Genomic DNA, 11,780 nt, shown 5'->3' on the forward strand with positions numbered 1-11,780 from the left:
TCGGGACCGTCAACGGGTGCCGCAGGAGCGCAGATAGGCGCGGGTGCGCCGGGCGATGGGCAGCGGACGCTCGGGCGGGCACGGGTACATGTCCTGCTCCACGATCGCGAACAGCTCCACCCCGAGCCGCTGCGCCGCCGCCAGTACGGGCTCCAGCGCGGGCACCCCGGACGGCGGCTCGCACATCACCCCGCGCGCCACGGCCGGGCCGAACGGCGTCCCCTCCGCCCGCACTTCGGCGAGGACCCGCGGGTCCACCTGCTTCAGGTGCAGGTACCCGATCCGCTCGCCGAAGGCCTCGATCGCCTCGACGCTGTCCCCGCCGCAGTACGCGTAATGACCCGTGTCCAGGCACAGGGAGACCAGCGCCGGATCGGTGGCGTCCAGGAACCGGGCCACGTTCTCCGGGGTGTCGACGTGCGTGTCCGCGTGCGGGTGGACCACGATCCGCAGCCCGTACCGCTCCCGGACCTCCCGGCCCAGGCGATCGGTCTGGGAGGTCAGTTCACGCCATTGGACGGGGCTCAGGACCGGGTCCTCCAGCATTCCGCCGGTCTTGTCGTCGCGCCAGAAGGAGGGGATCACCACGAGGTGCTCCGCCCCCGTGTCCCGGGTCAGCGCGGCGATCCGCGACACGTGTGCCCAGGTCTGCTCCCAGACGCCGGGGCCGTGATGGAGTCCGGTGAAGACGGTGCCCGCGGACACCCGCAGGCCGCGCTTGGCGGTCTCGTCGGCGAGCCGGGCCGGATCGGTGGGCAGGTAGCCGTACGGGCCGAGCTCGATCCACTCGTACCCGGCGTCGGCGACCTCGTCGAGGAACCGCTCCCAGGGGGTCTGAAGGGGATCCTCCGGGAACCAGACACCCCAGGAGTCCGGAGCCGAACCGACACGGATACGGGTCAACGCGGGTGGGGAGGAGGTCATGACGGCCACCTTAGGGTGCGGGGTTCGAGAGGAGAGGGAGGACGAGTGGGAGGAGAGCCAGCTGTGGACACCTCGGACGGGACGGCGGCGGAGGGGCTGCCGGCGGAGGAGCCGTCGGACGCGGAAGCCGTCCACGACCTGATCACGATGGGGCGGATCGGGGTGGATCTCTACCCGCTCAAGACCGGCGTACCGCTCGCCGAGGCCGACACCTTCGGCAAGTTCCTCGGCGGCTCGCCGGCGAACGTCGCCGTCGCGGCCGCCCGGCTGGGGCGGCGCACGGCCGTGATCAGCCGGACCGGGGCGGACCCCTTCGGGGCGTACCTGCGCGCAGAGCTGCGGGGGTTCGGGGTCGACGACCGGTGGGTGGGGGAGGTCGCGGCCTATCCGACGCCCATCACCTTCTGCGAGGTCTTCCCGCCCGACCACTTCCCGCTCTACTTCTACCGGCTCCCGAAGGCGCCCGACCTGGAGATCGGGCCGGACGAGATCGACCGGGCGGCGGTGCGGGCGGCGCGGGTCTTCTGGATGACCGGCACGGGGCTGAGCGCCGAGCCGAGCCGCGCCGCGACCCTGGCCGCGCTGGAGGCCCGCTCGAAGTCCGGCATCACGGTCTTCGACCTCGACTGGAGGCCGATGCTGTGGGACGGCCCGCCGGAGCCCTGGTACGAGCGGGCGCTCGGGCTGGCGACGGTGGCCGTCGGCAACACCGCGGAGTGCGAGGTCGCGACCGGGTGCCGCGAGCCGTACGCGGCCGCGGAGGCGCTGCTCGCGGCCGGGGTGGAGCTGGCGGTGGTCAAGCGGGGGCCGGAGGGGGTGCTGGCCGTCCACCGGGACGGGACGGCGGTGGAGGTCCCGCCGGTGGAGGTGGAGGTGGTGAACGGGCTGGGCGCCGGGGACGCCTTCGGTGGCGCCCTGTGCCACGGGCTGCTGGCCGGCTGGGACCTGGAGCGGGTGCTGCGGTACGCGAACGCCGCCGGGGCGATCGTGGCCTCGCGGCTGGCGTGCTCGTCGGCGATGCCGTTTCCGCACGAGGTGGAGGAGGTGCTGGGCCGTGCCGGTGCTGTCTGAGACGGGGATGGAGCTCACCCGGCTGGTGGTGCTGGAGCTGGCTCCGGGCGAGGTGTACGCGCACACGTGCGGGGAGGCGGAGTGGATCGTGCTCCCGCTGGCCGGTGCCTGCGAGGTCCGCTGCGCGGACGCCCTGCCGGAGCGGGCCCCGGCGGGGACCCCGGTTCCGGGAAGGGGCGGGGTGGGGGAAGGCCCCGCAGTGAGCTTCCGGCTGCGCGGCCGCGCAAGCGTGTTCGACGGGCCCACCGACTTCGCGTACCTCCCCCGGGACGCGCACGCCGAGGTCACCTCGGCCGGCGGCGGCCGGTTCGCGCTGGCCGGGGCGCGGTGCCGGCGGCGGCTGCCCGCGCGGTACGGGGCCGCTGACGCGGTGCCCGTCGAGCTGCGCGGTGCCGGGCAGTGCTCGCGGCAGGTGCACAACTTCGCCGCCGCCGGGGTGTTCGCCTGCGACCGGCTCATCGCCGTCGAGGTGCTCACCCCCGGCGGGAACTGGTCCTCGTACCCCCCCCACAAGCACGACGAGCACCACCCGGGCGAGGAATCCCGCCTGGAGGAGATCTACTTCTACGAGATCGCCCCCCACGGGACCACCCCCGGCGTCGGCTACCAGCGCGTGACGCCCTCGCCCGCCGGGAAGACCGACGTCCTCGCCGAGGTCCGGACCGGCGACACGGTCCTCATCCCCGACGGCTGGCACGGCCCGTCGATCGCGGCGCCCGGGCACGACATGTACTACCTGAACGTGATGGCCGGCCCGGACGCGGAGCGGGAGTGGCTGATCCGGGACCACCCCGACCACGCGTGGATCCGCGGCAGCTGGCCCGGCCGGGAAACCGACCCCCGGCTGCCGTTCACCCCAGGCCCCGAGTCCGGCTCCGGAACCCGGCCCGCCGTCCGTCCCGAGGAGACCCCGTGACCGCGCGGCGCAGCGTCCGGCTCACCACCGCGCAGGCGCTCGTGCGCTTCCTCGCCGCCCAGTACGCCGAGCGCGACGGCCGCCGGCACCGGCTGATCGCCGCCACCTGGGGGATCTTCGGGCACGGGAACGTCGCCGGGATCGGGCAGGCCCTGCTGGAGACCGGGCCGCAGGCCATGCCCTTCCTCCAGGGGCGCAACGAGCAGGCCATGGTGCACGCCGCCGTCGGGTACGCACGGCAGCGCGGACGGCTCTCCGCGCACGCCGTGACCACCTCCATCGGGCCCGGTGCCACCAACCTCGTCACCGGCGCCGCCCTCGCCACGATCAACCGGATTCCGGTGCTCCTGCTCCCCGGGGACACCTTCGCGACCCGGCCCGCCGACCCGGTGCTCCAGCAGCTGGAGGTGCCCTGGGCCGGCGACGTCTCCGTCAACGACACCCTGCGGCCCGTGTCCCGCTACTTCGACCGGATCACCCGCCCGGAAGCCCTGGTCCCGGCCGCCCTCCAGGCGATGCGGGTCCTCACCGACCCCGTGCAGACCGGGGCCGTCACCCTCGCGCTGCCGCAGGACGTGCAGGCGCAGGCGTACGACTGGCCCGAGGAGTTCTTCGCCGAGCGGGTGTGGCGGGTGCGCCGGCCCCGGCCCGACGCGGACGAGCTGCTCGCCGCCGCAGAGGCCGTACGGGCGGCCCGCCGCCCCCTGCTGATCGTCGGCGGCGGCATCCGCCACAGTGGTGCCGAGGACGCCCTGAGGGCCTTCGCCGAGGCCACCGGCATCCCCGTCGCCGCCACCCAGGCCGGCAAGGGCGCGCTGCGCCACGACCACCCCGCCGAGGTGGGCGCCGTCGGTCACACCGGCACCGCCACCGCCGACGACCTGGCCCGCGCGGCCGACCTGGTCATCGCGGCCGGCACCCGGCTGACCGACTTCACCACCGCCTCCTCGACCCTCTTCCAGGACCCCGGCGTCCGCTTCCTCGGCCTCAACCTCGACCCCTACGACGCCCACAAGCAGGCCGCGCTGCCGCTGGTCGCCGACGCCCGCGAGGGCCTGGACGCCCTGCGCGCGGAGCTCGCGGGCCACCGCGTGGACCCGGCGTACGAGCGGACGTACCGCAAGGCCAAGCTCTACTGGGAGGCCCTGGTGGACCAGGCCTTCCACGCCCCGGACGAGAGTGCCGTCCCCACCCAGGCCCAGGTGCTCGGCGCCCTCGACGCCGTCGTCGACGACACCGACGTGATCGTCAACGCGGCCGGCTCGCTCCCCGGCGACCTGCACCGGCTCTGGCGGGCCCGCTCCGCGTACCAGTACCACGTGGAGTACGGCTACTCCTGCATGGGCTACGAGATCCCCGGCGCCCTCGGGGTGGCCCTCGCCGCCCCGGACCGGCCGGTGTGGGCGCTCGTCGGCGACGGCTCGTACCTGATGAACCCCACCGAGATCGTCACCGCCGTCCAGGAGGGGATCCCGGTCAAGGTGGTGGTCCTCGACAACCACGGCTACGCCTCCATCGGCGGCCTCTCCGGGGCGGTCGGCGGGGAGGGCTTCGGCACGGCGTACCGCTTCCGGGGGCAGGACGGTTCGTACGACGGGCCGCCCCTTCCGGTGGACCTCGCGGCCAACGCGGCCTCCCTCGGGATGGCCGTGATCCGCACCCGCACCATCGGTGACCTGCGAAAAGCCCTGGCCGAAGCCCGCCTGTCGGACCGGCCCACATGTGTCTACGCACAGACCCGAACACCCGACACTGTGTCGGGCCCGCCCCCGGCACAGGCGTGGTGGGATGTTCCTGTGGCCGAGACCGCGACCCGTGCGTCGGCGGCCCAGGCCCGTGAAGAGTACGACCGGCAAGCCGCGCAGCGACGTCGCCATCTGTGAAGGAGCAGCACAATGAAGACCGTCAACCACTGGATCGGTGGCAAGACCGTCGAGGGCGCGTCGGGCAACTACGGCCCGGTCACCGACCCGGCCACCGGCGAGGTCACCACGCAGGTCGCGCTCGCCTCCGCCGATGAGGTCGACGCGGCCGTCAAGGTCGCCCAGGAGGCCTTCCTGTCCTGGGGGCAGTCCTCGCTGGCTGCCCGCACCAAGGTGCTCTTCGCCTACCGCGCCCTGCTGGACGCCAACCGCGACGCCATCGCCGAGCTGATCGTCGCCGAGCACGGCAAGGTGCACTCCGACGCGCTGGGCGAGGTGGCGCGCGGCCTGGAGATCGTCGAGCTGGCCTGCGGGATCACCACGCAGCTCAAGGGCGAGCTGTCGACCTCCGTCTCCAACCGGGTGGACGTCTCCGCCATCCGCCAGCCGCTCGGCGTCGTCGCGGGCATCACCCCGTTCAACTTCCCGGCGATGGTCCCGATGTGGATGTTCCCGCTGGCCATCGCCTGCGGCAACACCTTCATCCTCAAGCCGAGCGAGAAGGACCCGTCGGCCTCCAACAAGCTGGCCGAGCTGATGACCGAGGCCGGCCTGCCGGCGGGCGTCCTGAACGTCGTCCACGGTGACAAGGTCGCCGTCGACGCCCTCCTCGCCCACCCCGGCATCTCCGCCGTCTCCTTCGTCGGCTCCACCCCGATCGCCCGCCACATCCACACCACCGCCTCCGCCAACGGCAAGCGCGTCCAGGCGCTGGGCGGCGCCAAGAACCACATGCTGGTGCTCCCGGACGCCGACCTGGACGCCGCCGCCGACGCGGCCGTCTCCGCCGCCTACGGCTCGGCGGGCGAGCGCTGCATGGCCATCTCGGCGGTCGTCGCCGTAGGCTCCATCGCCGACGAGCTGGTCGAGAAGATCCGCGAGCGCGCCGAGAAGATCAAGATCGGCCCCGGCAACGACCCGACCTCCGAGATGGGCCCGCTGATCACCGCCGCCCACCGCGACAAGGTCGCCTCCTACGTCAAGGGCGCCGCGGCCCAGGGCGCCGACGTGGTCCTCGACGGCACCGGCTACACGGTCGAGGGCAACGAGAACGGCCACTGGATCGGCCTCTCGCTCCTCGACAACGTCAAGACCGACTCCGACGCCTACCGCGACGAGATCTTCGGCCCGGTCCTGTGCGTGCTGCGCACCGAGACCTACGAGGAGGGCGTGGCCCTCATCAACGCCTCGCCGTTCGGCAACGGCACCGCGATCTTCACCCGCGACGGCGGCGCCGCCCGCCGCTTCCAGCTGGAGATCCAGGCCGGCATGGTCGGCGTCAACGTGCCGATCCCGGTGCCGGTGGGCTACCACTCCTTCGGTGGCTGGAAGGACTCGCTCTTCGGCGACCACCACATCTACGGCAACGACGGCATCCACTTCTACACGCGCGGCAAGGTCGTCACCACCCGCTGGCCCGACCCGGCCGACGGCCCGGCCGGCGTCGACCTGGGCTTCCCCCGCAACCACTGAGCCCCGACGCCCCGCAGACCAGCAGCCCCCGGCCAACCCTCACCGGCCGGGGGCTGCCCCGTTCCCCCAGCCCCGTTCCCCCAGCCCCGTTCCCTCAGCCCCGTTTCCTCAGCCCTGGAGCAGCGGCCAGACGTCCGCCGCCGCCGTCCGCGACCAGACCGCGTCACCGTGCCCGTAGCCCGGGACCACGGCGAAGCGGACCCGCTCGTTGCCCGCCGCCCGGATCAGCTCCGCGCCGTGCGGCTCGTCGCCCCGGCCCAGTTCGGTGTTGACCCACACCACCTCGCAGCGGATCCGCTCCCACGCGATCCCGTACGCCTTCCCGTCGCCCGCCCACACCGCCGCGAGGTCCCGCATCAGCGCCGTCGGGACCAGCCCGCTGCCGAGGGCCGACGTGGCCGCGTGCCAGGCGGCAAGCGGGGTGCGGGCCAGCGCGAAGCGGTCCTCGGCCGGGGTGGCGCCGAAGACGTACTCGCCCGCGCCGTGGCCCTGGCGGTAGATCCAGTTGGCCGGGCCGGGCAGGTCCGCGGTACGGACCAGCGCGTAGTGGGCCAGGCCGGCGTGCGTGAAGCGCCGGGCCGGGTCCGGCGGCCAGGGCGCCTCCGACGCGCCCGACGGGTCCGCCACCGCCCGGGCGACCAGCGCCGCGAGGCCCGGGCCGGCCGCGTGGACACCCCGCGCGAGCTGCTCCTCGTACACATCCCGGGTCTCGGCGGCCCGCTCGGCCAGGGCCCCGGTGTACGGCCCGGTCGTGTCCAGGACCAGCACCCTGCGCAGCCGCTCCGAGGGGTCGTGCGAGGCCGCGTCCAGGGCCAGGGCGGCGCCGGCCGAGTGGCCCGCGTACTCGTAGGGCAGGCCCAGTAGGGAGTCCAGCGCGGCCACCACCCCCGCCAGGTCCCGGCGGTGCCCGGCGAGCCCGAAGTCCGCGGTGACGTCCTCGGGGCGGGCGGCGTCCTCGCGCGGGGTCACGCCGACCACCAGCAGGCCCTGGCGGCGCAGGTGGTGGGCCAGGTTGTCCCGGCCCGGAGTGAAGAAGTCCGCCGCGAAGTTCAGGCCACCGCCCGGCAGCAGGTACGCGATCCCGCGCGGGGCCCGCACGGTGTCCGCGACCACGTCCACCGTGACGGGCGCCGGGCCGCCGTCGTCGAGCGGGAGGGTGAGCCGTATCCAGCCGTCCCCGGGCAGGTAGGCGGCGGTCCCCGTGCCCAGCGCCCGCTCGATGCGGGTCAGCAGGCCCACGCCCCTGACCGGCCGGGCGGCGGGCGCGGCGGACCCGGACTCGCTGTGCTCTCGTTCCATCCGTTGTGCCTCCCCGTCACAGGTGATGGCCGAATGCCGTCACCCCCCGGGGACACCCTTGCCGGTCAGCGGGCCCGCGCCAAGTCCGGTTCGCTCAGCGCTTCTTCCGGAGTCCCGCGGCGGCGCCGGCGCAGCACCAGGAGGGTGATGCCGGCCCCCGCCAGGACCAGGGCCGCGCCCGCCGCCGGCCACGGGACGGCGACGAAGTCCGTACCGGCGTCCGGGGTGAGGTCCGGATAAGCGGCCGCACCCGCCCGGACCTTGACGGACACCCGGTCCAACTGCGGGGCGTCCGGCCACGGTTCGGTCAGCTCGACGCGCTGGCCGGGCAGCAGCACGAGCTTCAGGTCCCGGTCGGGCCGGTTCAGCACCCGGCGCCCGAACAGCCCCTCGGCGGACACCGCCACCCGCGGCCCGACGACCACGTTGCCCCGGTTGACCAGCGTGTACGTGATGGTGGCGCGGGCGTCCTTGACCCACGGCAGGAGCGGGGCGCTCCGGTTGACCCGTACGTCCTCCACGCTCAGCCCCGGGGTCAGCGGGCCGGGCACCCGGAAGTACAGCCGGGCGCCCACCTGGCGCTGGACCCCGACCTGCACCCTGCCCTCCTTCTGCACCCCCTCGACCTGCGTGTTCAGTGCGACGATCCCCCCGACGTGGTCGCCCGGCACGGCGTCCTGGGGGACTTTGACGGTGAAGGGGATGTCCTTGCGGCCCCGGGGCGGGACGGTGACCGTGGCCGCCGCCCCGGGCGCCAGCGCGACCCAGGCGCCGACGTCCTTGGGCTTCGTCTGCACGGGCAGCAGCGCGAAGGCGCCGCCCGAGGGGGTGTTCACCGCGTCGGTGGCGAAGACCCGGAAGGTCAGCTCCTGGTCGGAGGAGTTCAGGATCGTCGCGCTGTCGCTGATGGTGGTCCCGGCGGCGCCCTGGTGGAAGAAGTACGCGCGGTCGGTCACCGACGCGCCGGCCGGCGGCGTCGGGAAGACCCCCCACGTGCCGTTGTCCGCGGCCGTCGCGGGGGCGGCGGGGAGCAGCAGCACCAGCGCGCCGCACAGGGCTGGGAGGAGGGAGCGGACAACGGTGCCGATGCGCATGGGCGTTGGTCTCCAGTGTCGCGGCGGGGAATGCGGCGGTGGGAACGCGGGAGGGTGGTGCGGCGCCGGAGCACCGCACCACCCGGTTCGGGCCGTCCGTCAGGAAGCCCGTCAGGCGATGGAGAAGGTCACGACCGACCGGTAGGTGTCGGCGAACATGAACGGCGGCAGCTGGATCACCGCCGCGCCGCCCACGGCGAACTCGCCGCCGGTCAGCTCCTCACCGCCGGCAGCCTGGGAGGCGACCTTCATCGGCGTGCCCGAGATCGCGCCCGGGGCGCCGGCCGTGCAGGTGCTCGGGCTGTCCGGGTTGGTCACGGTGCAGGACGGCTGGATGCCGAGCTGCGCCTTGGCCATCGAGTGGCCCGTCGCCTGGTTCAGGAACGGCGTACGGGTCGCCGTCACGTCCCAGCCGAGGCTGCCGCCGCGGAAGTCCTGGACGGTCGCGGCGTTGAACGCGCCGAACACCGACTGGGCCTTGCCGTTGATGGTCACCGCCCCGAAGCTGACGGCCGGCTGGCCGTCCTTCGGGCCGAGGGCCAGCGGTCCGGGCAGCACCTCGACGTCCACCGGGTTCTGCACGCCCGCCTGCTCCTCGATGAACACGAAGGGCTTGGCTGGGGCGACCGATCCGTCGATCTTGATCGTGTCGGCCTTCTTGGTGATCGTGATGTTGCAGGTGGCGGCGCCGGACGCGTCCGCCGTGCCGGTACCGGCGTCACCGGTCGCCGCGCCCGCGAGCTGGGCGGAACAGGTGACCGGGCCGGCCGGGAAGTTGGCGCCGGTGACGGTGACGGCGGTGCCGGCCTTGCCGCTGTTCGGCGTCAGCTTGGTGGTGACCGGGTCCTTCGGCAGGGCTTCGACGGCGATCGAGGCGACCGGGGCGCTGGGGCGCGGGTCCGGCGTACAGGTCGTCGTGTAGACCGTGCCGCCGAGGTCGGCGTCCGTGACCACCTGGTCGATCGTGATCTGGACCGTCGTGCCCTCGGTGCCGTCCGGGATCTTGATCGTGCCGTTGAAGGCGGGCGGGTCGGCCTTCTTGCCGGCTTCCTGGTGGCTGTTCACGGGCGGGCTGGTGACCGTCTGCGCGACCCCGCCGACGAGCAGCTTCGCCTTGATGGTGTTGACCGTGTCGATGGTGAACATCGGGACGACCGGCGTCTCGCCGGGGTCGATGGTGATCGGTACGGTCTCGCCCGCCTTGGCGGTGTCCGGCACCGTGACCGTGTAGTCCTGGTTGCCGTTGGCGCCCGGCTGGGGCGCGGGGGCGACGCACTTCACCGGCACGGGCGTGGTCTTGGTCGCGGCCTGCGCCGGTCCCGTCAGGGCCACGACGCCGCCCGTCAGGGCCAGGGACAGGGCGCCCGCCCCGGCCAGCACTCTTCGTCTGAGCGTTCTCGTACTCACAGGGTCGCGACTCCTTCGTCATGACGAACCCCTCCCCCCACCCGCTGTGCGGGGAAGGCCGAGCCGGTGCGGATGGCCGTCATTGACGCGTCGCGGTGTTGAGAAGTCAATGGCTTGCTTTCGCCCGAAGCGCACAGACATTGATGTCCCATCAGACCCGGTCTGATGGGACATCGGATACCGACTGGTCGGTGCCCGGGGCTACCGCTCCGCGGGGACGTGCAGGAGCAGGTTCGGGGTCCCGGCGGTCAGGTTCGCGATCCTGTCCGGGACGGCGTCACGGACGAGCAGCCGGCCCACCTCGCCGGGGGTCCGGGCCTCGCCGTCCGCCAGGAGCAGCGCGGCGGCGCCGGCGACGTGCGGGGCGGCCATGGAGGTCCCCGAGGCCCGCGCGAGGGCGGTGGGGGAGCCCTTCCAGGCCGAGGTGACGGCCTGTCCCGGCGCCGAGATGTCCACGCAGCGGCCGTGGTTGGAGAAGGCCGGACGCCGGTCCGCGCCGTCGGTCGCGCCGACCGTGAGGGCCTGCGGGACGGCCGCCGGGGAGCCGGAGCAGGCGTCCCTGGCCTCGTTGCCGGCGGCGACGGTGAAGGTGATCCCGTAGGCGACCGCGCGGATCACCGCCGCCTCCATGGAGCGGCTGCGGGTGCCGCCCATGCTCATGTTGGCGACGGCGGGCCCCCGTGCCGGGTTCCTGACGTGGTCCTTCACCATCCAGTCGAGGCCGCGCAGGATGACCGAGAGGCTCCCGTCGCCCCGGCAGTCGGCCACCTTCACACCGACCAGGGAGGCCTCCTTGGCGACCCCGTACGTCGCCCCGCCCACGGTGGCGGCGACGTGGGTGCCGTGGCCGTTGCAGTCCTGGGCGTTGTCCGCGAACAAGCCGTTGTAGCCGTTGCGGGCGCGGCCGCCGAACTCCTGGTGGAGGGTGTTGATCCCGGTGTCGACCACGTAGACGGTGACGCCCCGGCCCTTGTTCCCGGAGTACGTGTACGAACCGTCGAGCGGCAGCTCGCGCTGGTCGATCCGGTCGAGGGCCCAGGGGGCCGGCCGCTGGGTCACGGCGGTGGAGGCCTGCGCGGGGGCGGGTGCCACGACGGGCACGGGGACGGGGGCCGGGACGGGGGCGGCCGGCGGTTCGGGGGCGGCCGACGGTTCGGGGGCGGCCGACGTGCCGGAGATCCGGAACGGTGCGTCCGGCTCCACGGAGGCGACCCGGGGATCGGCGGCGAGGGCGGCGGCGCGGGCCGCGGTGGTGCGTACCGCGAAACCGTTGAGGGCGGCGTCGTAGACCGCTCCGACCTCGTCCCCCGCCCGCCCGGCCTCGGCGGCCAGGGCCCGGGTCGGGGCGCGGGAGGTGGTGTCCTTCAGCATGACGACGTAGGCGGCGCGGGCGTCGTCGTCGGCGGCGGCGGGGTGCGGCGGCGGCAGGACGGCGGCCGCCGCCAGGAAGGCGGCGGCCGGGAGCAGGGAGGTCATGGCGGTCATCGCGGTCATGCGGCCGATGCTCGGCCAGCGCGACCGGCCCCGCGCGGAGGGTGCGCCGACTGGCCGCACGACACGCCGCCGGAGGGGGCATCCGCTGGGTCCTGTCCGGGCGATCTTCGTGGATCAGGCCGCGGGGTCTGGTGCGGTGCATCGCAAGGCGGAGGAGCGCAGCTCGTACTCGGCCGTACT

10 protein-coding genes are annotated in these 11,780 nt (G+C 74.1%); 5 read left to right on the forward strand and 5 right to left on the reverse strand.

The window, feature by feature from the left end; translation table 11 throughout:
* Window positions 1-9: 9 nt before the first annotated feature.
* Window positions 10-924 (reverse strand): sugar phosphate isomerase/epimerase family protein, encoded by a 915-nt coding sequence (locus ACZ7IF_RS30395; RefSeq protein WP_470977875.1) that lies wholly within the window; start codon window positions 922-924, stop codon window positions 10-12.
* A gap of 147 nt (window positions 925-1,071) precedes the next feature.
* Here ACZ7IF_RS30395 and iolC point away from each other — a divergent pair, with 147 nt between their 5' ends.
* Genes iolC through ACZ7IF_RS30415 form a run of 4 tightly spaced genes read left to right on the forward strand, consistent with a single transcriptional unit; the run spans window position 1,072 to window position 6,306 of the window.
* Complete coding sequence (gene iolC / locus ACZ7IF_RS30400) at window positions 1,072-1,995, forward strand: 5-dehydro-2-deoxygluconokinase (RefSeq protein WP_470977903.1); 924 nt, start codon at window positions 1,072-1,074, stop codon at window positions 1,993-1,995.
* Between the two features lie 7 nt (window positions 1,996-2,002).
* Window positions 2,003-2,911 carry a 5-deoxy-glucuronate isomerase gene (iolB, locus tag ACZ7IF_RS30405; protein ID WP_470977906.1) on the forward strand — a complete coding sequence of 303 codons (909 nt, stop codon included), beginning with the start codon at window positions 2,003-2,005 and terminating at the stop codon, window positions 2,909-2,911.
* On the forward strand, window positions 2,908-4,794 hold the full coding sequence (gene iolD / locus ACZ7IF_RS30410; RefSeq protein WP_470977878.1) for a 3D-(3,5/4)-trihydroxycyclohexane-1,2-dione acylhydrolase (decyclizing): 1,887 nt from the start codon (window positions 2,908-2,910) through the stop codon (window positions 4,792-4,794). The genes iolB and iolD overlap by 4 nt, the downstream gene beginning before the upstream one ends.
* 12 nt (window positions 4,795-4,806) lie before the next feature.
* A complete protein-coding gene (locus ACZ7IF_RS30415) occupies window positions 4,807-6,306 on the forward strand; it encodes a CoA-acylating methylmalonate-semialdehyde dehydrogenase (RefSeq protein WP_470977880.1) in 1,500 nt (499 codons plus the stop codon).
* A gap of 108 nt (window positions 6,307-6,414) precedes the next feature.
* On the opposite strand, the gene ACZ7IF_RS30420 is transcribed toward ACZ7IF_RS30415, so the two are convergent.
* The 4 genes from ACZ7IF_RS30420 to ACZ7IF_RS30435 form a co-directional block, all read right to left on the reverse strand.
* Window positions 6,415-7,605, reverse strand: coding sequence for a hypothetical protein (locus tag ACZ7IF_RS30420; protein WP_470977883.1), 1,191 nt, complete (start codon window positions 7,603-7,605; stop codon window positions 6,415-6,417).
* 65 nt (window positions 7,606-7,670) lie between these two features.
* A complete protein-coding gene (locus ACZ7IF_RS30425) occupies window positions 7,671-8,699 on the reverse strand; it encodes a WxL protein peptidoglycan domain-containing protein (RefSeq protein WP_470977884.1) in 1,029 nt (342 codons plus the stop codon).
* Window positions 8,700-8,810: 111 nt separating this feature from the next.
* Window positions 8,811-10,106 carry a hypothetical protein gene (locus ACZ7IF_RS30430; RefSeq protein ID WP_470977886.1) on the reverse strand — a complete coding sequence of 432 codons (1,296 nt, stop codon included), beginning with the start codon at window positions 10,104-10,106 and terminating at the stop codon, window positions 8,811-8,813.
* Between the two features lie 201 nt (window positions 10,107-10,307).
* Complete coding sequence (locus ACZ7IF_RS30435) at window positions 10,308-11,600, reverse strand: S8 family peptidase (protein WP_470977889.1); 1,293 nt, start codon at window positions 11,598-11,600, stop codon at window positions 10,308-10,310.
* Here ACZ7IF_RS30435 and ACZ7IF_RS30440 point away from each other — a divergent pair.
* Window positions 11,581-11,780 (forward strand): hypothetical protein (locus ACZ7IF_RS30440; protein ID WP_470977891.1); only part of this gene is annotated, 200 nt, incomplete at its 3' end. The genes ACZ7IF_RS30435 and ACZ7IF_RS30440 overlap by 20 nt on opposite strands.

The organism is Streptomyces sp. NPDC037421 (assembly GCF_055602105.1).